A 24,311-nucleotide genomic window follows, 5' to 3' on the forward strand; every position below is an offset into this window, starting at 1 on the left:
TCAGTTATCTTTAAAATCCATTTACCAGCCGGGTGTTTGTGTAAGGGCAGATGATTTCATTTTCTCCGCCTGTGGTATCGGATACCAGTACATTTTTGGCTGAAACACCCTTCCTTCCACCTCTACTTTTTCATACGTAAATGTAGCAGCGTTGGTGCGGGTAATGTTTACGCCATATACCGGTGTATTAAACAATGCCACACCCAGTTCCCAGCGGCGCACATCCCAATAGCGGTGTTCTTCAAAGGCCAGTTCCACTCTTCTTTCATTACGCAGTTTATCACGGAGAGTGGCTGTGTTCCATTGACCAGCCAGCAGCAGCGGCATCTTTACCGATGCGCGGTCACGTACTTTGTTAATGGCTTCAATGGCGGTTAAGCCAAAGCCCTGCGGGTCCTGATCGGGACCGTATGCCTCGTTCATGGCTTCCGCGTAATTGAGGTAAATTTCACCGAGCCGGAACAGGATCCAGGTGTGTACGCTGGATTTATTCTGTACCAGGTCGAGGTTTTCATCCACATACTTTTTCAGGTAGTAGCCTGTTTTGGTAGCGCGGTCTACTCCCCTGCCTTCGCGGCCACCGGTATATGCTTCCACGGCGCGGCCTTTCCACTGGGAATTATTAAGGATCACGGTCATGGCTAAACGCGGATCGCGGTTATCGTATGGATGCGCGGCCTGATCGGGGTTACTCCAGTTAAAAGTGCTGCCATCAGTCATTTCATAGGCATCCACCAGGTTTTGCGTAGGTGTGGTACCGCTGCCGCCGCCATCATAACCGATGGGATAGTTGGCCCGTTCAAAGCCATTGCCGGGAGCATAGCGATGCGCAAAAATGATTTCTTCACTGGTGGTGCTGCGGAACAGTGCGCGGTAATCATTTTCCAGCTGATAGGCATCCAGGTCGATCACTTCCTTTGCTGCTTTTGCGGCAGCTATCCAGCGCTCCTGTAAGTGTCCTTTATTATTGAGGGTACTTGCATAATAGAGAAGCATACGGCTTTTCAGCGCCAGTGCAGCGCCTTTGGTGGCCCTGCCAAGATCGTTATCAGACACAGTTACTTCCAGATGCGCAGCCGCGGAATCGCATTCCGATGTAATAAACTGTACGCATTCATCGTAGGTATTACGCGGCAGGTTGAGACTATCTGACAACGCCAGTGTTTTGGTAATGAGCGGTACTCCGCCATAGCGTGTTACCAGTTCAAAATAAAAGTAGGCGCGCAGGAAGCGGTTCTCATAGCGCCAGCGCTCCAGGTCGGCCGTCATGTTGCGGTACGTTTGCTGCGCAGTGGCGTCGGGATTGAGCTTATACATGTTGAGATCCACATTACCGGATTGCTCCAGGTAAAGATTGGTACGACGTATAGCCGTGTAAGTGGTATTCCAGTTATCGTCCGGATTTATGTAAGGGTTCCAGCTGCCGTTATTGTAGCGTTGAATGGCGCTGCCTTCCCAGGTAAACTCAGCGTCGTCTGTGGCGGCGTCCAGCATGGCATTATCCAGCCGGTTAAAGCCATCGGGCAGGAAACCGTAAGTACCTATGAGGAAGTCGCGCGTTCTGGCATAGGAAGTAAATACTTCGTCTTTCGTCAGTTCTGTACTTATTTGTCTGTCCAGGAAATCTTTTTTACAGGAGGCTGTGATGAGTGTAACTGCTCCTGTAAAAAATAACCAAAACTTATATTTCATAACCTTGAAATTTTTTGTTGAGATGATGATCATAATTGCACACGTACACCTGCGTTCATGGAGCGCATAGCGGGATACCCGCTGAGTGTTTCAGGATCGGCAAAATGAATGTGGTCCAGTGAAAACACGTTGGTTGCGTTCACATACAGGCGGAGCTGCTGCATCCTGATACGCGACAACAGCGAGGCCGGGAAGGTGTATCCCAGTTCGATGTTGCGCAATTTTACAAAGCTGCCATTGCGCTGCCAGAAATCGGTAGAGCGATAGTTGTTATCATTCGCCGCAGTAGTAAGACGCGGATAAGTGGCAGTAGCTGCTGTTTCCGGCGTCCATCTGCCCATAGCGATGGGCGCTGCTTTCGCATCATTTACAAACGCCCATACCAGCGGACCGGATAACATAACGCTGCGGTTAGTGACACCCTGGAAAAATGCATCGAGATCGAACCCTTTGTATTGTACGCCCAGGTGTAAACCAAAGGTCCATTCCGGCAGTACGGGTTTACCGATGGCTACTTCATCATAAATATCGATGATGTGGTCGCCGTTCTGGTCTTTGTATTTGATATCACCGGGTTTCACGGGTGCAAAAATCTGTTGCGGGCTGTTGCTCACATCTGCCTCATCTTTGAAAAACCCGATGGCCTGTAAGCCAAAAGGCTGCCCGATGCTTTGACCGGTGCGGTTAAGATAGGCATAGGGCTGTTGCGCTTCTGCCATGTATAATATTTTATTCCGGGCGAAGGCTGCGGAGGCGGTGGCAAAATAACTGAAGCTATGTTTTACTTCGCTCTGGTATCCCAGTTGTAATTCAAAGCCCCTGTTCCTTACGCTGCCTACGTTTTCAGCCGGCAGTCCCACGCCTATATAGTCGGGAACAGCGCCATATCTTTCCGCCAGGATATCTGTTCTTTTTTCGTCGAAGAGGTCGAGCATAACGCTGATCCTGTTGTGCAACAGGGAAGCGTCTATCCCGATATTGGCCCTGCGGTTTTTCTCCCAGGTGATATCGGGGTTAGCGAGGCTGCCTTCATCCATGCCACCGGCGTAGCGGTTATCCTTACCAAAGTAATATCCTCCACCGCTGCTGTAGTACTGGTTGTAAGGGAAACGGCGGCCACCTACCTGGTCGTTGCCCACCTGGCCATAGGAGGCCCGTAGTTTCAGGAAGCTGATCCACTGCGCCTGTTGCAGGAAGTGTTCTTCAGACAGGATCCATCCGGCGGATATGGCGGGGAAAAAGCCAAAGCGTTTGCCCTTGGGGAAATTTTCGGAGCCGTTGTAGCCGAAGGAAAAGTCGCCGATATATTTTCGTTTATACGCGTACGTTATCCTGCCGGCGGTACCCTGATGCGCATAGGGAACGTTGTTACCTGATATGGTATAAACATCCTGCTGGTACAGCATCAAGGCATCGATGCTATGTTCACCGAAGGTACGGTTGTAGGTAAGATTGAACTGGGTGTTGGTGCGTCTCCACTGATCGTTCACCCCATCATTTTCTACTATGGTAGTGTTGTCGCCAAACTTATTGTAGATGGTATCTCCTGCCGGATTTTTGAGCAGCTGGAATACCGCGAACTGTTTGGTTTTATCATCATTACCCTGGAACCAGTTATTGAAAGATACTGCTGCACCGGCTTTTAATCCCGGTGTAATCTGATCCAGGGCATAGCTGAGGCGCATGGTAGCTTGCAGGCTGCGGGCGTGCGTGGTAGCTACGCCACGGCCCAGTACCAGTCCTACGGGGTTACCGCGATACACAGAGGTGCCTCCGTAGGAGTTATCGGGGTTGCGCACCGGGAAGGCATTAGGTGGTATAAGCATCATATTGCTCCAGATCTCCGGGGCGCCAACGCCGGGATAGCTGCGGTCTTCCACCCTGCCGGCGAGGTCCAGTGAAGTGCTTAAACGCCTTGTTACTTTAATATCCACATTGGAGCGGAAGTTATAACGGAGGAAATTGGCGTTGGAGCTTTCTTCTCTTTTCTTATCTGTGTTCTTATACAGTCCTGTATTTTTCAGTACGTTCAGCGATACAAAATAGGTAGCGTTGTTGTTGCCGCCGGTGAGGTTCAGGTTGTATTCCGACATGGGCGCCGACTTCTTCAGTACTTCATCATACCAGTTTACGTCAGGATGGAAGTATTTGTCGTTGCCGCTTTTATACGCATCCAGGTCGGCCTGTGAGTACCTGTCTGTTTTACTTTCATTCCTTAGCGCCTCGTTGTAGAGCGTGGCATAGTCGTACGAACCGAGGAAATCCGGTAGTCGCTGTGGGCGCTGGAAGCCAGTTTGCGCGCGGAAGGAGATTTTAGGTTTGCCGTTGAATCCTCTTTTAGTGGTAACAAGCAATACGCCATTGGCGCCGCGGATACCATACATGGCTGTAGCCGTAGCGTCTTTCAGCACAGTGATGCTTTCAATTTCATCTGCCGCCAGCTGATCAAAAGGGCTTTCAAATCCATCTACAAAAGTAAGGAGTCCTGACCCACGATAGGAGCTAACGCCGCGTATAGTCATGGACGGTGCATCATAGCCCGGTTCTCCACCGCCCTGCATAACGGTGAGCCCTGGTATACGGCCATACAAGCCATTGCTGAGGGTAGCGGCGGCCGATTTCCGTAATACGTTGCCGTTCACTCTTCCATAGGCGCCGGTTACTTTCCACCATGCCTGTTCTCCATATGCCACGGGCACCTGCAGGGTGGTATCTGCTGTTACCGAGGCTGAGTCGGCAACGGATTGTGCCAATGCTGCAACGGCGATTAGTGTACCCGTTGCCGTTAGCAAAGCTGTTTTACTTATTTTATATATGCGGTTCATTGTTTCAGTATTGAAGTTTACAATCGGGTTACCAGCCTGGGTTCTGGATCATGTATTGTTTGTAGATTTCCACATTGGGGAAAGGATACAGGTACATTTTATCGTTCCACACCCGTTGTTCAAACACTACCTGGTCGAAATGAAATTCGCTGCTGCCGGCAATAGGCTTTAATCTCAGTCCGTACATCTTTCCGTTCATCACGCCTTCGTCGCCCGCAATTTTCCAGCGGCGCACATCCCAGTAGCGATGTTCTTCAAAGGCCAGTTCCACGGCGCGTTCATTTCGTATAGCCGTTCTCATTTCTTCTTTTGTTTTACCCGAAAGTGCCGGCATACCTGAGCGGGCGCGAACCGTATTAATAGCGGTATACACTTCCGTTACGGGGCCTTGCGCTTCATTCAATGCCTCTGCGTAGTTGAGATAAAATTCTGCCAGGCGGAATACCGGCCAGTTGATGGTAGCGCCGTAGGAAGACCAGGTAACGCTGCGGGGCAGGAACTTATGCAGCCATTGTCCGCCGCCACGGTCGCCACCATGCAGCGCGGGTTTGCCATCTGTTTTAATGTACATCTGCACCGCGCCTATTTCACTGTTCCAGCTGGCGCCGTTGTATCCTATTGATTGTGCAAAGCGTGGGTCCAGCGAAGCGTACATGGCGTTGGCGTTGTCGCCGGATTCAGGCCAGGTTTGGGCACCGCCGGTTTTCTTCTCATAAAGTTTTACGAAGTTCATCGGCACGGAAATACCATACCATCCTCCATACATATTCACCGGCATGGTGAAGTTGAAGTAGTCGCTGTAAATACCCCACCAGCCGTTTGATTTATTGGCGAGGATAATTTCCGCGTTATCGGGTTGCGACCATACATACTCGTAGTTTTTATCTGCGCCAAACTCTGTGATGAGACGGCAGCTGCCGGTGGGCGCCCAGTCGAGCACCGCTTTAGCGGCATCCGCTGCTTTCTGCCAGCGGGAGGCATCATAGTTATGATAGCCTACCAGTGTAGCGGTAGCATCGGTAGTAGGTACATAAGAAGTGGCGCTGTTGAACAAAGGACTTGCCGCATATAACAGCACGCGCGATTTCAGTGAAAGTACCGCGCCTTTGCTGATGCGGCCCCGGAGGAAGCCTTCCTGTGCAGCCGGCAAACCGGTTACGGCGGCGTCGCAATCAGCGATGATAAAGTTGATACATTCTTCCAGTTTGTTACGCGGCAGTTTGAGGTTGTCGCTGTTAAGCAAACGCTTGTCGACGATAGGTACACCTCCGTAACGTTTCACCAGTTCAAAGTACTGGAGGGCGCGCAGGAAGCGGGCTTCCGCTTTCAGCTGTGTTTTATATTCCGCGGTGGCATCTGGTACCCCGTCGATGCGTTCCATAAAAATATTGGCCTTGCGGATGGCTTTATAATGCGTATTAAAATCGTCTTCCGGGTTATCATTGGCATTCCACTGTCCTTCGTTAAACCGGTTGGTACCGGGCCAGCTATCGGCGATATCGCCTTCATCGCAAGCGGCTGCCAATACGCCGGCTACAATGCCGCCGCTGCTGGAAACGCTCCAGCCGGTAGGTAATCCCGAAGGCACGCTGTTGCCGTATACATCATACAGAAATGTTTCTGCATTCCTGATCTTTGAAAAAATGGTATCTTCTGTAATATCCACGGATGGCGGCTTTTCGAGAAAATCCCTTGTGCAGGAAAAGAATGCGCCCAGCAGCAGACTTAATATGATATAGTATTTTACTTGTTGCATAGTTTGTATTTTTTAGAACTGCAGATTCAACCCCACGTTATATACCTTTTGTTGCGGATAGAACTGGCCGCGGCCATCCGGCGCTTCAGGGTCGTATGTTTTCAGGGACGACCAGGTAATGAGGTTCATACCATTGGCATATACCCGTATGCTGCCGATCTTTGCACGTTTCAGGATACCATCCGTAAAGGTGTAGCCTACTTCCACATTTTTCAGGCGCAGGTAGCTGGCATCTTTCAGCCAGTAGCTGGAGCGCTGATAGTTGTTACCGGCAGGGCTTTGCGACAAACGGGGAAAAGTGATTTTTTCACCGGCCTTATACCGTTCTTCATTCCAGCGTTCCATGTGTACTGACATAGCATTACGCCAGTCGGTATCAAATGGCCATGCTGCCATTTGCTCCAGGTATACCGATGCTTTATCAGCTCCCTGGAACAGTACTGAGCAATCGAATCCCTTATAGGCGGCGCCGAAGGAGAAGCCATAAATGATTTGCGGGAACTGGGAGTAGCCGATGGGCATCTGGTCGTCGTTATTGATGACACCATCGCCGTTTACATCTTTATAGCGGATATCGCCGGGCTGGAGGGCATCCCTGCCGTTGGCGCCGGGCGCGTAGGAAGACTGTGGTCTTTTTGTATCATTGATTTCGTCCCAGGTATTGAACAGTCCTTCTGCCACCAGGCCAAAGTACTGACCTACCGGGTTACCGGTTTCATTTTGATAAGGATAAGAGCGCGGGGCTTCATCTTTAAATTCTATTTTATTACGGGCAAAGGAATAGTTAGCCTTTACCCAGTAGTTCAATTTGCCAACATAGTCGTTATAGCCGGCATCGAGCTCAAACCCTTTGTTGCTAACCCTTCCCAGGTTATAGGCCGGCAGGTCGTTCACACCTACAATGCCCGGTACTGCGCCACGCATGGCCAGGATATTATTACGCTTTTCCTGGAAATAGTCGCCGGTGAAAGAGAACCGGTTATTAAACAATTTCATTTCAAGACCGATGTTGGATTTCTTTGCTCTTTCCCAGGTAATATCGGGGTTACCGAGTTTACCTTCGTAGGAGCCGCCATACCATTGGTAAGAAGAACCTACTTCGCCGAAATTATATCCGCCACCGTATGCGAAAGCAGAGGGAAGATAGAGAAACCGGGAGCCGCCATTGAAGATATCGGAGAGTTTATCGTTTCCTACTTCTCCATAAGATCCTCTTACTTTCAGGAAAGTGAGGTATTTATTTTTGGGGAAGAAGGGCTCATCTGAAGCTACCCAACCCAGGGAGTAAGCGGGGAACCAGCCAAATCTTTTGCCTTCGGGGAAGTTTTCCGAACCGTTATAACCCATATTAAACTCCACCAGGTAGCGGCTTTTGAAGTTATAAGCAACACGCGCTGCCATTCCGAGGTAGGCATTGGGTACTTTATAAGTAAGCGAGGGTGCATAGGCTTTACTTTGATTATACAGCAGTAAACCGGTTACGTTGTGCGCACCGAAGGTGCGGTTATAATCCAGTGCCAGTTCACCATATATTTTGCGGCGCTTGTCATAGCTTTCGCTAAAGCCCAGGGTGGTTTCTTCCCCTTGTGGTATATAGAGAATATTATCTGCGTTGGCCGGGTCTTTTACGGCGAGGTAGGTGACGTTGTTTTTAGAACGCCTGATAGAGTGGCTGTACCAGCTATCGTACGCAATGGTACCTCGGGCCGACAAACCGGCTGTTATAAAATCAAGTTTGTGGTTCAGGATAACGGAAGAATTCACGTTACTCTTGAACAATTGCTGGTAGCCTGCATTGAGCATGGTGAGCAGCGGGTTCCTGCCATTTACGGCGCCGGAAATCGTTACCAGTTTGCCGTCTACAATACCGGGGCTGCTGAAAGGATTGGCAGAAAGTACATCGAAGAAGATGTCGCCGGCGGATTTGGCCGGGTAGTTCTGGTTCTCAACCTGCCCGCCGAGGTTTACTTTTACCGTAAACAGGGGCGTTACATCAAAATCGAAATTAGAGCGGAAGTTGTACCGTTTGTATTTGGGGTTGGCGCTGAACTCCGGGTTATAGTCCGCATAACGGTAAGCCCCGTTCTGTTCAAAGTAGCCACCTGAAATAAAGTATCTCGCCAGCGAGGTACCGCCGCTGATGTTCAGGTTGTGTTGTGACTGAAGAGAGTAAGGTTTCAGCATCATATCGAACCAGTCAACGCTGGGATGAAACACGGGGTCCTTTCCTGATTTAAACAGTTCCAGGTCTTCCGCCGTGAAATAAGGCTCCTTTCCGTCGTTTTTGAGCGCTTCATTTTTCAGGGTGGCATACTCATAGCTGCTCACCATTTTGGGCAGCTGTGTAGGGCTTTGCCGGCCCAGGTTGGAAGTTAAGCTCAGTTTGGGTGGTCCCATTTTGCCGCGGCGGGTAGTGATGAGGATAACGCCGTTGGCGCCCCGCACCCCATATACTGCCGTAGAGGAGGCATCTTTCAGGATATTGATGGTTTCTATTTCGTTGGGATCTATCTGGTTGATATTGGATCGTTCGATGCCATCGACCATGATAAGCGGGTCTGACCCCGAGCCGGCATCCAGTGTACCGATACCGCGGATCTTCAGGCTGGAGCCATCCTGGCCCGGTTCACCGCTGCGTTGTACCGCAATGAGGCCCGGCAGGCGGCCTACCAGCATATTGGATACGTTGGCCACGGGGGATTGCAACAGTTCTTTGGTGCCGATAGACGCCACGGCGCCGGTAACGGTTACCTTTTTCTGCACGCCGTATCCCACTACAACCACTTCCCCGAGATTCTTTTCGTCCGGCTGCATCTTTACATTCAAAACCGACCCGCTGCCCAGCGGTACTTTGCGGGTAATATACCCGATACAGGAGAACACCAGTACCCGTTTGCCATCGGGCACGTCTATACGGTAATTGCCATCTGAATCAGCAGAGGTGGACTTCTGGGTACCCTCTACTACGATGGTGGTACCTATCAGGGCGCTTCCTTTTTCATCCGTTACCTTACCGGTAATGATGACGCCGGCCGGTTTTACGGCGGCAAAAGTAAACAGAGGTAATGAGGTCAGGGACAAGAGGACAACATAAGTTATCCGTAAAAAAGACCGCACACTACAGTAGCTTTTTTTCATAACGTTGGGTATTACTTTTGAAAATGAAGGTGGCTGTATGCCCCTCATTGCGTTGGTTGACAGGGGTAAAATTCGGATGAATCATCCTGAATCATGGGGGAGAGATTCGCCTATTTAGGGGGAGGAATTGGGAATAAGGCGCTAATATTCAAGGGATTTTGATTCCGGGAGACAGGAATATGCATTTCTATCTCCCGAAAACTTATACCTGCTTCTGGTTATCAAATTTTTTACGGTATTTCCGGATGTAGGCAGATGGGTTCATCTCGAACACCTTACAAAATTGTTCCCGGAAATATTTCACGTCATTAAATCCTACCTGGAAGGCGGCTTCACTTACATTGCAGCCGGTATTAATGAGCAGTTCTGCGGCTTTCCTCAACCGGATGAAACGGATAAATTCATTTACCGAGTGGCCGGAAATGGATTTTACCTTTTTATAGAGGGTGGAGTGGCTGATCCCGATTTCGAGGGCGAACTGTTTGATGTTAAAGTCGGGGTTATCGAGATGTTTCTCCGTAACTGCAATACAGCGGTGCAGGAACTCTTTATACTCCGCCGATATTTTCTGGTTACCGGTATTGAGGGTAATTTCCTTGTAGAAATATTGCTGCAGGGTGTTGCGGCTGCGGATAATATTGGTGATACGGGCAACGAAGAGGTCTTTATCAAATGGTTTACTAAGGTAGTCGTCAGCTCCGCCTTCAATACCTTTTAGTTTTATTTCCGGAGAAGAACTGGCGGTGAGTAATACTACGGGGATATGCCCCAGCGCGGGGTCTGACTTTATCTGCCGGCACAATTCAATACCGCTTTGTCCTTCCATTAATACATCGCTGATAATGATATCCGGCAGGTGGCGGCTGGCCAGCTGGTAGCCCTCCCCTCCTTCAGACGCTTCGTAGATATTGAAGGTAGCTTTAAAAATGCTTTTGATATAATCGCGTATCTGGCCGTTATCGTCTACAATGAGCATGCTGGGGCGGGGCGACAACAGCACATCCAGGGTATCTTCCGCGGCAGCTTCCTCTGCTTCCATCAGTGCCAGGTCGTCTTCTTCCACCAGTTCTTCCAACAGGGATTCCATCTTGGCTGTTTCCTCAAAAACCGAGTAGCCATGCAGGTGATCTTTTCCTTTTTGGAGGGTAATAGTAAAGGTAGTACCGTTGCCGGGTTCACTTTCGTATGCCACGGTGCCTTTGTGCGCCTGTACAAATTTTTTCACGAGGTACAAACCGATACCAAAGCCATTTTTCAGGGTGGTATCTTTTTCTGATACCTGGTAAAAGCGCTCAAAGAGCTTGTTGCCTACCTGGCCGGGGATGCCGCAGCCGCTGTCGGCAACACTGATGACGATGCCTTCCGGGAGATCTGACAGGGAGAAATGGATGCTGCCTCCGTCGGGCGTATACTTAAAGGCGTTGGACAGCAGGTTAAACAGGGTTACTTCAATTTTTTCGCGGTCGGCATATGCCATTACCTGTTCCGCGTTGCAGCTGAAGTCGAACTGCAGTTTCTTCATGCCTGCCTGGTGTGTAAAGCAGAGATATACTTCCCGGCAGATAGCGGCCATGTCAAGTGGCACAATTTTCAGCTGATCTTCTTCCTGGTCGGCTTTCCTGAACAACAGGAGCTGATCTACCAGGCTCAGTAGGCGGCGTGCATTGCGGTATACGATGGTGAGGTCTTTACTTTCGATCTGGCGGCCATCGCTGTAAAGGAGTTCTTTTACCGGGTTGATGATCAGGGTGAGTGGTGTACGGAACTCATGGGATACGTTGGTAAAGAAGGAGAGTCTTTTTTCATGCACTTCTTTTTCTTTTTCCGAACGGATATGCGACAGTTCTATTTCATACCGGAGGCGGGCCTGCCGGCGCTGGTAAAAGCGATAGGCGTATAAGAGGCCGCCTGTGAGCAATGCGTAAACGATATATGCCAGCCAGGTGCGGTACCAGGGAGGCAGCACTTTAATTTTTATAATGCGTTCCTGCGGGTTCCATATGCCATCTGCATTGGTGCTTTTTATACGGAAGCGGTAGTTACCTTCACGCAGGCGGGTATAGTTGGCGGTTCGTTGGGTGTTCACATAGTTCCAGTCGTTATCCCAACCCTCCATATAATATGCATAGGCGATTTTATCCGGGGAGGAGTATTCCAGCGCTACATAATCGAGCGAAAATACGGCCTTATCGTAAGGCAGTACCAGTTCCTCGAGGTAGCAAAGCGGCTGGTGGCTGCTTTTGGCGTGTTCCTGGTCGTATGGCGTATTGGAAATGCGGAGGCCCGCGATGAGCAGCGGCGGGAAATCGTTTTTTTCCGCGATGGCTGCCGGGTCAAAAATGTTGAATCCTTTGATGCCGCCAAAAAGCAGTTCCCCGGATGAGAGTCGTAATGACGCGTTGTAATTGAACTGGTTACTTTGCAATCCGTCCGACTCATAAAAATTTTTGCATTGCCCGGTGGATGGGCTGTAACGGGCGATGCCGTTGTAGGTACTCATCCAGAGGTTTCCTTTATTGTCTTCTTCAATATTCAGTACCGCGTTATTGGGTAGTCCTTCCTGTTCTGCGATGGTGGTGGTTTTACCGGTAGCGCGATCGAACTGTACGAGTCCTCCTCCTTCTGTGCCTATCCAGAAATGATGGGCTTTATCTTCATAGATAGCACGGACGTTGAAGTCCATGTTATAATACTGGTGCTGGCGTTTTTTTGTATCTGCTTTTATCAGCCTGTTGAAAGTGCCGAACCAAAGGTCGCCGGCTTTATCTTCCGAGATGGTGATGATATCACGAAGGCCCGGATCAAAACATTCGAAACGGTTGGTGGCTTTATTCAGGCGGTAAATGGTGCCTCCCATGCAGGCGCCGGCCCACAGTGTATTCTGGCTATCGAGGTATAGCTTCCATACGAACTTATCTTCATAACCATTCAGGCTGCACGTGTATTTTTCAAAAGTATGGTTTGCCCTGTTGTAGCGGTTGATGCCGCCGCCGAAAGTGGCCACCCAGATATTATTATCCTGGTCCTTTACGATGCTGGTAACATTGTTATTACTGAGTGAACCGGGACTGTTTGCTTTGTGGGCGAATGCGGTGTAGCAGTTTTGTTTCCGGTTCCATATAGAGATGCCGCCGCCATCGGTTCCTATCCAGATATCTTTATTTCCATCTTCACAAAATGAAAAAGCAAAATTGGCTGCCGGGCTGTTACCTGGTAAAGGATTGGGGGTAATAGTGGTAAAGCGTGACTTTTGTTTATCGATGATATTAACGCCACCGCGCAGGGTGCCGATCCATTTACGCTGATCACGATCTTCATACACGGCATACACGGCGTTGCTGGTAAGGGACGATTTATCTTTACCGGTTTGGAGTTGCCAGGCAGTATCTCCGTGTTCCGGCATTACAAAAATGCCATCGCCATCGGTAGCTACCCATAGTTGCCGGGTGGCATCGATGGTTAAGCTGATCACTTTACTATCCTGGTGGCGGGTGGCTGCGAGCGACCGGGAGAGCATGTTGGTGGCGGGATTGTAGCAATATACGCCTTCGTCTGTACCCATCCAGAGTTGCCCGGAGGCATCGGCGATGAGGCAATTTCCTCTTTTCTGTTGTTCATTTACCCGTATGATCTGTTGTTTTTCTTCATCATACCGGCAGAGGCCAACGTTTTGTACAATGAGCCAGCACCGGCCCTGCTGATCATTCACAATAGCGGGAACATTGTTGGCGATGATGGTGTTTGCACCTGTCAGCGGAATTTGCCGCGCGAGGCTGCCGGCAGGCGGATAAACGAGCAGACCGTGACTGGCAGTTCCCATGAGCACTAATCCTTTCCGGTTTGTGACGATGGTATATACTTCTGAAGAAACGGGCAGCGTGTCGCCCTTCGTTAAGCTGCGGTAATAAACAGGTTGAAACACGCCTGTGGGGCCATTCAACCGGTTTGCACCATGTTTGGTACCTACCCACATGTAGCCGGAAGAATCTTCTGCGATGGTAACGATGCGGTTATTGGTGAGGGAGTTGGGCGCTTTGAGTTGTTGCCGGCTTACTTTGAAGCTGTATCCATCGTAGCGGTTTAATCCGTCGTAAGTGCCAAACCACATGAAACCATAACGATCTTTATGGATGCAGGTAACGGAGTTATTGGACAGTCCCCGTTCGATGCCGAGATGACTGATAGGTTGTTGCTGTGCGTGCGCATCACTCCGTGTGAGCAGCATTGCCAGGAACAGGTATATTACACTAGCCGGGATATTGATGCGTGGATTGGTATAGATCACTACTTCCTTCTTTGAAGATGCTATTTAACAGGCGTCTTTAACTAAGGTAATAATTAAATGTAAACCCGACAATAATCAGATTACTTTTATTTCCGGTGATCCTCTATCAGAACATAGTACCAAACACGCGGTCCCACAAAGTAGAGCTTACGCCGAAACCCAGTTCCTCATTTTTATAGTGATGCAGGTGGTGGTTACGCCATAAGGGTTTCAGCCATTTGAAGGGTGGCGCCCAGGCGTGGATGGCGTAGTGCATACTTCCGTAGGCGAGGTAGCCGGAAATGAAGCCCGGGAAAAATACCCAGGCTGCATTGTTCATCAACAGATAAAAGACAGCAAAAAGAAAAGAAGAGATGATAACGCTTGGCACCGGCGGCATAAACAGCCGCTGGCGGTCGCGCGGATATTCGTGATGATTGCCATGCATGGTATAGGTAACTTTCTTTGCCAGCGGATGCTCGCTGACCCAGTGAAAGATGAACCGGTGAGCGAGGTATTCGAAGAGTGTCCAGCCGAGTACGGCTACCAGGTAGATAAAGCCGATCTTCCACCAGGAGTAATGTAATGAAGTGCGGCTGTGGTATAACATATAGCTGATCACAGGCAGATATATCCCGAAGATAATGATGGGATGGGTTTTTGTGAGAAACTCCAGGTACCTGTTGCTGAAAATCTGCGCCTGACCTTTGTTGTGCACTTTTTCAAATTTCATATGCGGCTGTTTTTATACGTAGCATCCGGTGTAAAAATGCAACAGGCACGGGTTACAGCCATCCAATTTTTCATGAACTGCGGATTTAACGGGTTGAATTGTTGAAAAACGGGGTTTACCCGGATATTACGTTTGAATTGCATAACTTTACCGGATGAAAGCAAAAGAAAGTGTGACATCCTTTTTTGAGTTACACGGGAAGGAGTATTCAAGCGGGCAGTTCAGTGTAAACCGGCTGGAGGAATTTGGTTGCAGTGCTACCAATTTACCATCCAACAGGAGGGATTTTTATAAGATCTCGCTCATTGTGGAAGGCGGTGGTATTTTATCTTATTCTGATAAAAGCATCCGGATCGAAGGCGCCTGTCTTTCTTTCATGAACCCTATGATCCCTTATTCCTGGGAACCCACTACCAACCTGCAAACCGGCTACTTTTGCCTGTTCCAGGAAAGCTTTATAGACGCTCATTTAAAGAATGGCAGTCTTGCGCAATCACCGCTGTTTAAAACTGGTGGCAATCACATCTTTTTTCCTGATAAAGAGAAAGTGGATTTTCTCCGGCAGATATTTGAAAACATGCTGCGGGAGATGAATTCCGGCTACGCCAATAAACAGGAATTGCAGAAGAGTTATGTGCAGATCATTATGCATGAAGCGCTCAAAATGCAGCCACCTGAAACCTATTACCAGGCGGGCAACGCGTCTCAGCGAATCAGTGAATTATTTATAGAGTTGCTGGAAAGGCAATTCCCTATTGATCCGCCGCACCAGGTGATCCGGTTGAAAAACGCCAATGAGTATGCCGAGCATTTATCTGTTCATACCAATCATTTGAACCGGGCATTAAAGGAAACCACCGGGAAAACCACTACCGAATGGATTTCGGAGAAAATAACCGCCGAAGCAAAGGCGCTGCTGCTGCACAGCAACTGCGATATCGCGGAAATTGGTTACTGCCTGGGCTTTGAGCATGCTTCTAACTTTAATATCTTCTTTAAAAAACAAGCTGGACAAACACCCAACCAGTTCCGGAAGGCGACTGTTTCCATTTCATAACTACCTGTTTGATTCGCATAATTCCGGGAGTAATGCGCCGGCTATCTTTGTGTCATAAATAAAAAATATATGGCACAGGAAGTATTAAAAGACAAAGTAGCCCTGATTACAGGAGGCACTACCGGTATAGGTTTCGCAACGGCTGAATTATTTCTGCGCAATGGCGCCAAAGTGGTGATTGCAGGACGCCGGGAAACAGAAGGACAAAAAGCATTACACGCATTACAGCAAATCAGTTCCGATGTACATTTTATTGCGGCCGATGTATCGCAGGGTGCGATGGTGCAAAAGCTGGTAGCGGATACGGTAGCGCGTTTCGGGCGGCTGGACATTGCGTTTAATAACGCCGGTATTGAAGGCCAATTCGGGTTGATTGAAAATACACCGGAAGAAGAATTTGATAAAGTAATTGGCATCAACTTAAAAGGTGTGTGGTTATCCTGCAAATATGAAATTGAACAATTCAAGAAGCAAGGCACCGGTGGGGCGATTGTAAATACCTCATCATGGCTGGCCCGCGGGGCCGGCGCCGGTTCTGGCGTATATTCCGCCAGTAAAGCAGGTACCGATGGTTTGATCCGGGCACTGGCTATTGAAGCAGCGCCGGCGGGAATCCGGGTGAACAATGTTCAGCCTGGCTATATTCATACCCCGATGTTTGACCGTTTCTTTCCAACGGAAGGTGCGGAAGCATTACAGGAGCCTTTCAAGAAACATGCGCCTCTTGGCCGTTTTGCGAAACCTGAAGAGGTGGCAGAACTGGTGTTGTGGCTGAGTAGTCCGGCGGCATCGTTTGTTACCGGGGAGAGTATTTTGGTAGATGGCGGTTTGGCCATTGGTGGTCAAAGGTTCTAAGCAAAAAAGGGCTGTCTTAAACGATAGCCCTTTTTTATATCAGCGTCGACGGTGCCACGCCAAACGTCTTCTTAAAAGCAAAAGAAAAGTGCGACAGATCTTCAAATCCTACTTCAAGATATACATCTGATATTTTCCTTCCTTTTTCCTTAATGAGATAGTAAGCTTCCTGGAGCCGCTTCTGTTGCAGCCAGCGGCTGGGCGAAGTATGAAAAATCTTTTCAAAATCGCGTTTAAAGGTGGCGAGGCTTCTGCCGGTCAGATATGCAAAGCGTTTTATTTCTACATTGAAGTGATAGTTTTGCTGCATAAAAGCTTCCAGGTCTATTTTGCCTGGCTCTGTAAAATCGAACAATATATTTTTGAGTGCAGGATTTACTTTCAGCAGGATGAGAATAGCTTCTTTCAGTTTCAGGGCTGACAGGTTATCGTTGTCCGGTTCGTTCAGCTTTTCGTAGGGCTGCAGTGAGGCCACATAACTTTGCAGCAGCAGGTGGGGCTTCAGTTCCATCACGGTTTCGCTGTCCACCTGTTTATCGGCAGTGTAGCCGTATTCCATACTGAAATTCCGCAGGGTGGTTTCATCGAGGTAAACGGAGATAGTTTTAAACTCACCATTTTCCGGTGGTTGTTTAAAGAATTTGAGCAGTTTATTCCGTCTGCAGAAACGGAATGTTCCTTCATCAAAAGTTTGTGTGCGTTGCCCGTCGTTGAAGGTGATAGCCCCCGCAATCTGGTAACTAAAAACGTGTACCGGAACAAACTGCTCTCCTTCCCTGCTCCTGTTCACGTAACAGGAATAAACAATTTCCTTCGACATAATATTATAGAATGATGGTTTTCGGTTCAAGGTATTCTTCCAGTCCGTATGCACCAAATTCCCTTCCGATACCTGATTGTTTAAATCCTCCGAAAGGTGCCAGGGGATCATGGTTCAGTGTATTGATCAACACTCTTCCTGCTATAATTTTTCCGGCTATTTCCCTTGCTTTCTTTTCGTTGGATGAGCTGATGTATGCCATCAGGCCATATGCAGTATCATTAGCGATATCGATGGCTTCTTCGGTTGTTTTGTAAGTCATCACGGACATAACCGGTCCGAATATTTCTTCGCTGGCGATCCGCATATCCCGTGTAACCCCTGTAAACACCGTTGGCTGTACGAAGTTCCCGGCTTCCAGTCCTGCGGGCTGTCCTACCCCGCCTGTCAGTAATTCCGCGCCCTGATCGATGCCCAGTTGAATATACTGCTGTACGCGGTCGTATTGTTTCCTGCTTACGAGCGGGCCTATGGTCGTTGTTTCGTTCATAGGATCGCCTGTTTTCACGTTTGCCACGGCCGTTTTCAGCAGGGCCTTTACTTCTTCCAGTCGTGCTTCCGGTACCAGCAGCCGTGTACCTGCGATGCATGCCTGTCCGTTGTTCATAAAGCAGGCCGCTACTGCCAATGGAATGGCGGTATGAAAGTCGGCATCATCGAGGATGATATTGGCCGACTTGCCGCCGAGTTCCAGTGTAACCCGTTTCATGGTATCTGCTGCGCCGCGTGCGATCATTTTGCCTACGGCAGTAGAGCCGGTGAAAGAGATCTTTGCAATATCGGGATGCAGCGTAATTGCTGATCCTACCACGTTTCCGAGGCCATTCACGATATTGAATACTCCCGGCGGCAGCTGTGCTTCATGAAGCGCTTCTGTCACAATCTGCGTTTGAATAGCGCTCATTTCACTGGGCTTGATAACGGCTGTACAACCAGCCGCGATAGCCGTAGCCAGCTTATTGCAAATATAACTGGCATTCGCATTCCAGGGCGTAATAATTCCAACTACGCCTAATGGTTCCATGACCACTTCGGAGGTACCTGCTTTGCGGGTGAATGAGAAATCTTCCAGTACTTTTTTATAATGCAGGAAGCTGTCGGCTGCCAGTTGATTGCTGGCTAGCGCCCTTTGCCTGGGTGCGCCGTATTCAATGACAGAGGCTTCCACTAAATCCGGCAGTCTTTTTATCATTGCATCGTGCAGGCGTTGGAGGTAGTTGCTCCGTTGCTGCACTGTAGTTTTTGAGAAAGTGGAGAAGGCTGCCTTTGCCGCGGCGATGGCCCTGTTGACATCTGTTTCATCGCCCAGTGTTACCCGTCCTATCTGTTGGTTGGTAGTGGGGTTAATGAGATCGAAGGTAGTGGCGCCATGTGGTGTTACAAAGGCGCCGTTGATATAAATCTGATCTATTATTTTCATGATTGTGTTGTTTTTGTGGCGAACTTATCTGCTGCAGTTGTTCCGAAGAAGTCCACTGCATCGTTGTGATCAGTAGACCTGCTAACAGGCAGCCATTTTTCAAATTCCGTTTGTCGTGCAGCATCTGCCTGTTTTAAAATTCCTGCCGCTTCGCTACCTAAAACGAGATGTACCGGTGGCGCGGGATGATCGGCCAATTCCACCATTACTTTCGCTGCTTTTTCAGGATCGCCTACCGGCACATAATTGCCTTCACGGAGATATTTTATCATCCAGCCAACGGTAGGTTCATAGTCTTCGATAGGTGTGGCGAAGGTCATGGAGGCACCGCCCCAATCTGTGCGGAAGCCGCCGGGTTCCACAGCTGTAACGAAGATGCCCAGCGGGGCTACTTCTTTGCCCAGGGCTTCCGTGAATCCACCGAGGCCAAACTTCGCCGCCTGGTAGATGGTGAGGCCGGGGTTTCCTACACGACCGCCTATGGAGCTGATCTGGAGAATACGGCCGGCGCGTTGTTGGCGCATGTGCGGCAATACTGCCCTGGTAATAGCGATGGGCGCATAGAGATTTGTTTCCAGCTGGCTGCGCACCTGTTCTTCTGTAAAGGCTTCCGCTGCGCCGGTGACACCGAAGCCGGCATTATTCACCAACACATCAATTTTGCCGAAGTGTGCGATGGCTGTATCTACCGCCTGTTGGATCTGTTTATTATCTGTTACATCGAGTTGTATAGGCAGTAGCTGACCGGGGTATTGTGCGGCAAGGTCGTTTAACTGTTCGGGGTTACGGGCGGTACCAGCCACCAGAGCACCATTGGCGAGAACTGCCTGCGTAAGACTGCGGCCGAGGCCCCGTGAGCTTCCTGTGATAAACCAAACTTTTGTCATGAATATTGTTTTTGTTTAGGCAAAGGTCGGGTGGAAATAATTGCAGGATTTTGTTGCAGGGCTCAAATGTAGTTTGTGGAGAAGCTCAGGTATGCCATATTTCAGGTTTTTATGCGGGGAGAACAGCCTCCCGTATTCCCCCACCCCGAAACGGATGGAGGAAAGGGAGAGCTTACCACTTTAATTGCACGCCCAGTACAATCAAGAGCGGTGAAGTGGGTTTGTTTTGGTTGGTTGGGTTATTTAATGGATGAATGAAATTCTTGTTCCATGCGATGGCCTCTTCAATATCTGGTATTGAGTCAATGTCCTGTTAATTGGAAGTAAAGATTGATTGTAGCTACTACGGGATTTCGTCTTTTAAAAAGATAATGGATTTGTTGCTTTGATAATGTTTGATAAGTGTTTAGCGCTTCGGGATCAAAATTAGGGGATTTGAATTGAATTGTCGTGTGACAAATGTCAATAAATTATTCTCGATGAAGATCTTATTCTTGAGAGCGTTTCCCTCGAAATCCCAAGATAAGAAGCTATATATGCCGATGGAACTCTCTTAATTAATTCCGGATGCTTTTGAAGCAGGAAGTCATATCTGTCAGAGGCTTTCTGTTTTCTCATTGCCAGTAAGCGTTCTTCACTTCTGCAATAATAGTATTCAGTAAGCTTTCGTCCGATAATATTAAACTCAAGAGAGTGCGCATAAAGATACATGAGATCATCATAATGGATGTATGCCAGTTCACAATCTTCCAATGCTTCAATTGCTTCATGACTCTTGCTCCTCTCAAAGAAAGATAAAACTGATACAATAAAATCATTGTCCATCATAAACCAGCTTGTAACGTCTTCTCCATCCTTATCATAGTAAGCCCTTAAAAGTCCCTTTGATACAAAAAAGAGATGATCACAAACATCCTCCTGCTTCAACACTATCTGTTTCCTTTTGAATTCTGCGAACTGTAGCTTGTTGGATATCTTAGCTTTCAAGTCGTCAGAAACAGGCCCCAACTGCGAGAGTAAAGTGAACAAGGCTTCCATTGTGGTCAGTCATTTTGAGGTGAGTGATAATTTAGATTATAAATATAATAAAAATCAGGGCATAACACCTACCGGATATATCAATGGAAATCATTTAACCTGAGTTGTAATCCAATCACCCCACCTTCAAACTCGCCACCGGATTCGCCAGGGCTGTCTTAACCGCCTGGGAACTCACGGTTACCACAGCAATAAGCATCGCAAACACTCCGGAAATCATAAACGCTCACCAACTTGCATGAATACGATAGGAAAACAATACCTGCCTGTCATGCTATTATTTATTATTTAGCTACTCTGCCTTCAACGACCTCACAGGATTCATCCTTGCAGCTTTCAGCGCCAGCAATCCTACCGTGAGCAAAGCAATAATCACCGCTGCCAATCCTGCAAGGCCAAATGTCCACCAATGGATATCTACCCGGTAGGCGAAACCATTCAGCCAACGGTGCATACCCCACCAGCCCAGCGGCGTTGCGATCACGATGGCAATGAGTACCAGCTTAATAAAGTCGCCGGATAATAAACCGACGATGCTGGTGATAGATGCACCCAGCACTTTGCGGATGCCTATTTCTTTCAGGCGTTTCTCGGTGGAGAAAGTAGCCAGGCCGAATAAACCAAGACAAGCAATCAATATAGTAAGCGTTCCAAAGGCGGCAAAAATTTCTCCGAAGCGGAGGTCTTTCAGGTATTGTTCGTTGAACGCCTGGTCCAGGAAGCTGTATTTAAAGGGTCTTTGTGGTTCCAGCTCATTCCAGGTATGTTCCAGTTCCGAGATGGTTTTGTTTATCTGTGCCGTTTTAATACGCAGGGAAAGCCTGTTCAGTACATAAGATGGCGCCATTCTCAACGCCAGCGGCTCTACTTTTTTGTGCAGCGACTGATAATTGAAATCCTTTACAACGCCGATAACGGTGCCTTTACGGCCCCACTGCTCGAATTTTTTCCCGATAATTTCCTGCGGATTGGCATAGCCCCATTGCTTTGCAGCAGCTTCGTTAATGACCAGCGACTGCTCCAGGTCTGCCGGGAAATCGCGGGAGTATGCCCTGCCGGCGGCCATCTTCATTTCATATGCGGGTAAAAAATCTGCATCTATTTCATATAGCCCCGGGGCAAAAGATTGCATTTCACCACTTCGGGAAGCGATGAAAGTAGTTGCATTCGGAAAAAATTCTCCCGGTACAGCACGGGAAGCGGTTACAGTTATTACCGCCGGGTTGTTGGCCAGCGTAGCTTTTACAGCCTCTATGTTCTTATTTACTTTGTTATCGCCACCGTAATCAATCACCAGCATCTGGTCCTGCCGGAAGCCCAGGCTATGCGACCGCAGGTGATCCAGCTGGGAAAATACAATCGCTGTGCATGCAATCAACGCAATGGATAAACTAAACTGGAATACCACCAGGCCCTTTCTCAGCTGAATCCCTTTCCCGGATGAATGGAACTTTCCTTTTAACACGAGAGCCGGCTTGAAACGCGACAGCACCATCGCCGGGTAAATACCTGCGGGGATTCCTACCAAAAAAGGTGTGAATATCAGAACAATCATCATCTTCCAGGACATGAGATCACCATATGGCAAGGGCTTTCCTGAGATATTACGCACCATCGGCAGTAAAAGAAATACCAACGCAAATGCTAATACCGTGGCCAGCATGGAAATCACTACTGCTTCTACAAGATACTGGAGGATTAAACTCTGCTGATGAGCGCCCACTGCTTTTCGCACACCTATTTCCTTTGCCCTTTCCATAGACCGGGCAGTGGTAAGATTGATGAAGTTAATAGCTGCAATAAACAGGATGAAAGCGGCTACCAGCGAAAAAATATACACATTCGATAAGCTGCCGGTAGTTCCTGGCTGCCGCATTGCTTGTGAACGGAGATAAGCATTTTTCAGGGGTTCGAAAGCGATCATATAACCGATCTGACCGGGAATACGCCGTTTTAAAAATTCAGGCACCTTTGCCGACATCATTTTGATATCGGCATTTTCATTCAGTAAGAAATAAGTGTAGAAGTCGATATACCCCCACTCATTAAAGATATCCGGCCTGAAGCGATAAAAAGTACTCATCGACAACAATCCTGAAAACGTAAAGTGAGAATTGGAAGGCACATCTTCCATTACACCGGTAACTGTTAAAGAAGTACTATCCTGATCGGTTTGAAATACCTGCCCTACCGGGTTACTGTCTCCAAAATATTTCTTTGCAATACGCTCGGTGAGTACAATACTATTGGGTGCATTTAATGCCGTTTCCCGGTTCCCGTATAACAGTTTCCAGCTGAAGATGTCAAACGTGGTAGAATCAGCAAACATCAGGTTACCTTCCTGGAAACGCTTATCTCCATTCTGCAGTAACAGGGTTATAGGGCTGGTGAACCTGGCTGTCTTTTTTATTTCGGGGAAGTCTGCCTGTAAAGCCGGTGCTACAGGCGCATTGCCCCATACCTGGTATTCATCTGGTGACGGCGGGCGCAAGTTCTCACCGGATATCTCACGATAGGAATGCAACACCCGGTAAATCTGGTGGTAGTTTTTATGATATTGGTCGTACGACAATTCATCTTTCACATATAACACTATCAGGATACAACAGGCAATACCTACGGTTAACCCAATAATATTGATCAAAGAGTACATTTTACTCCTTGAAAGGCTCCGCCAGGCAATTTTAAAATAGTTGCTGATCATAGTTTCAGGTAATTACGACGATATAAATATACCCCCTGCCCGGCCAAAACAAATGCCACATAGCTGAAACCAGTACCCTAGCGGATTTTAATAATCCGCCCGTTCCTTTTTGTTCAAATATGAACACTTTTCTGTACAAAAATGGACATTACCAGCCTGGCATCCGATTGTTAATTTTCACTGAACATAAGGTTCCTTCGATTGTTCATACAGTTATTGGTAGTAATTTCGTACTAATCTGTTTGCACCAAAACACATGCATATGAAAACAATGCTCATCCTGACGGATTTCTCAGAAAATGCCTTCCGGGCAACGGAATATGCAGCCCAGCTGGTGGATCCTCTTCAAATCAGCCGGATCGTTTTGTATCATGCTTACCAAAGCACCATTATAGGTACCGATTTACCTGTAGCCAATACTGCCAATGACCAGCAGATATATCTCGAAAGTATGGAAAACCTGGGCCTGCAGCAGGACCGCTTATCCGCGCTCACAAAAAATGTAAGGATCGACCTTATGGCGGAAGATGTTTCCCTGCCTGTTCATATCAGTACTTTATGCAAAAGTGAAGAAATAGATATTGTGGTGATGGGGGTTTCCGGCCGGTCGGGCCTGGAGAAACTATTACTCGGCAGCACTACTTCCATGATGATACAGGAAAGTACCGTACCTGTACTCATCGTTCCCAACAGCACACTGATTGGCAAACCCATAAATTCGGTGGTATTTACTACCGATCTTAAAGACCATGCCTCCATACCGGCGCATCAGCTGTATGAGTTCCTGGATGCTTTTCCCGGAGCTGCCCTACAGGTGATAAACGTTGATAAAGCCGCAGGTGAAAGTTATACGGTAGAAACAAAAGAATCTATTGCCACACTGCACAACATTTTTGATAAATACAATGCTACGTTTGACTATATCAATAAAGATAACACGGTAGAAGGCATCTTATCATATGCCAATAGTCACCATGCTTCCATCATTATTGTGGTGCCTAAAAAACTGGGAGTGGTCGCTTCTTTCTTCCATAACAGCATCTCCAAAAAACTGGCGTATGATTCCAATATACCATTGTTGTCGTTACCGGCGGTAAAGGCATAAAAAAAGCTCCGGTTGTG

General features: G+C 48.2%; 14 protein-coding genes. 3 read left to right on the forward strand and 11 right to left on the reverse strand.

The window, feature by feature from the left end:
• Positions 1 to 21 precede the first annotated feature (21 nt).
• From V7S65_RS30345 to V7S65_RS30370, 6 genes are all read right to left on the reverse strand, one after another.
• Entirely contained in the window at positions 22 to 1,692 is a 1,671-nt protein-coding gene (locus V7S65_RS30345; protein ID WP_336389283.1) for a RagB/SusD family nutrient uptake outer membrane protein, read from the reverse strand.
• Between the two features lie 29 nt (positions 1,693 to 1,721).
• Positions 1,722 to 4,517 carry a SusC/RagA family TonB-linked outer membrane protein gene (locus V7S65_RS30350; protein WP_336389282.1) on the reverse strand — a complete coding sequence of 932 codons (2,796 nt, stop codon included), beginning with the start codon at positions 4,515 to 4,517 and terminating at the stop codon, positions 1,722 to 1,724.
• Positions 4,518 to 4,545: 28 nt separating this feature from the next.
• Entirely contained in the window at positions 4,546 to 6,273 is a 1,728-nt protein-coding gene (locus V7S65_RS30355; RefSeq protein ID WP_336389281.1) for a RagB/SusD family nutrient uptake outer membrane protein, read from the reverse strand.
• Positions 6,274 to 6,285: 12 nt separating this feature from the next.
• Positions 6,286 to 9,411: a SusC/RagA family TonB-linked outer membrane protein gene (locus tag V7S65_RS30360; RefSeq protein ID WP_079472984.1), complete on the reverse strand. Its 3,126-nt coding sequence runs from the start codon at positions 9,409 to 9,411 to the stop codon at positions 6,286 to 6,288.
• A gap of 202 nt (positions 9,412 to 9,613) precedes the next feature.
• Positions 9,614 to 13,696 carry a hybrid sensor histidine kinase/response regulator transcription factor gene (locus tag V7S65_RS30365; protein WP_336389280.1) on the reverse strand — a complete coding sequence of 1,361 codons (4,083 nt, stop codon included), beginning with the start codon at positions 13,694 to 13,696 and terminating at the stop codon, positions 9,614 to 9,616.
• 106 nt (positions 13,697 to 13,802) lie between these two features.
• Positions 13,803 to 14,408 (reverse strand): sterol desaturase family protein, encoded by a 606-nt coding sequence (locus tag V7S65_RS30370; RefSeq protein ID WP_111579783.1) that lies wholly within the window; start codon positions 14,406 to 14,408, stop codon positions 13,803 to 13,805.
• Positions 14,409 to 14,562: 154 nt separating this feature from the next.
• Between V7S65_RS30370 and V7S65_RS30375 the strand changes: the two genes are divergently transcribed.
• Entirely contained in the window at positions 14,563 to 15,465 is a 903-nt protein-coding gene (locus V7S65_RS30375; RefSeq protein ID WP_336389279.1) for an AraC family transcriptional regulator, read from the forward strand.
• 69 nt (positions 15,466 to 15,534) lie between these two features.
• Positions 15,535 to 16,320, forward strand: coding sequence for an SDR family NAD(P)-dependent oxidoreductase (locus V7S65_RS30380; protein ID WP_079472980.1), 786 nt, complete (start codon positions 15,535 to 15,537; stop codon positions 16,318 to 16,320).
• Positions 16,321 to 16,354: 34 nt separating this feature from the next.
• Here the strand turns inward: V7S65_RS30380 and V7S65_RS30385 are convergent, their stop codons facing one another.
• The 5 genes from V7S65_RS30385 to V7S65_RS30405 all read right to left on the reverse strand — a co-directional run bounded on the left by V7S65_RS30385 (position 16,355) and on the right by V7S65_RS30405 (position 23,138).
• Positions 16,355 to 17,140, reverse strand: a complete 786-nt coding sequence (locus V7S65_RS30385; RefSeq protein ID WP_111579781.1) for a helix-turn-helix domain-containing protein — start codon at positions 17,138 to 17,140, stop codon at positions 16,355 to 16,357.
• A 4-nt stretch (positions 17,141 to 17,144) separates the two neighbouring features.
• Positions 17,145 to 18,560, reverse strand: a complete 1,416-nt coding sequence (locus V7S65_RS30390) for an aldehyde dehydrogenase family protein (protein WP_336389278.1) — start codon at positions 18,558 to 18,560, stop codon at positions 17,145 to 17,147.
• Complete coding sequence (locus V7S65_RS30395) at positions 18,557 to 19,447, reverse strand: oxidoreductase (RefSeq protein WP_336389277.1); 891 nt, start codon at positions 19,445 to 19,447, stop codon at positions 18,557 to 18,559. Before V7S65_RS30395 ends, V7S65_RS30390 begins: the two co-directional genes overlap by 4 nt.
• 462 nt (positions 19,448 to 19,909) lie before the next feature.
• The gene (locus V7S65_RS30400; RefSeq protein WP_111579778.1) at positions 19,910 to 20,485 is read right to left on the reverse strand and encodes a Crp/Fnr family transcriptional regulator; all 576 of its coding nucleotides are present in this window, start codon (positions 20,483 to 20,485) and stop codon (positions 19,910 to 19,912) included.
• A 292-nt stretch (positions 20,486 to 20,777) separates the two neighbouring features.
• Positions 20,778 to 23,138: an ABC transporter permease gene (locus V7S65_RS30405; protein ID WP_336389395.1), complete on the reverse strand. Its 2,361-nt coding sequence runs from the start codon at positions 23,136 to 23,138 to the stop codon at positions 20,778 to 20,780.
• 313 nt (positions 23,139 to 23,451) lie between these two features.
• Here V7S65_RS30405 and V7S65_RS30410 point away from each other — a divergent pair, with 313 nt between their 5' ends.
• Positions 23,452 to 24,294, forward strand: a complete 843-nt coding sequence (locus V7S65_RS30410) for a universal stress protein (protein ID WP_159454463.1) — start codon at positions 23,452 to 23,454, stop codon at positions 24,292 to 24,294.
• Positions 24,295 to 24,311 lie beyond the last annotated feature (17 nt).

This window comes from Chitinophaga sp. CCNWYY40, from assembly GCF_037483205.1.
Taxonomy (GTDB): domain Bacteria; phylum Bacteroidota; class Bacteroidia; order Chitinophagales; family Chitinophagaceae; genus Chitinophaga; species Chitinophaga ginsengisegetis.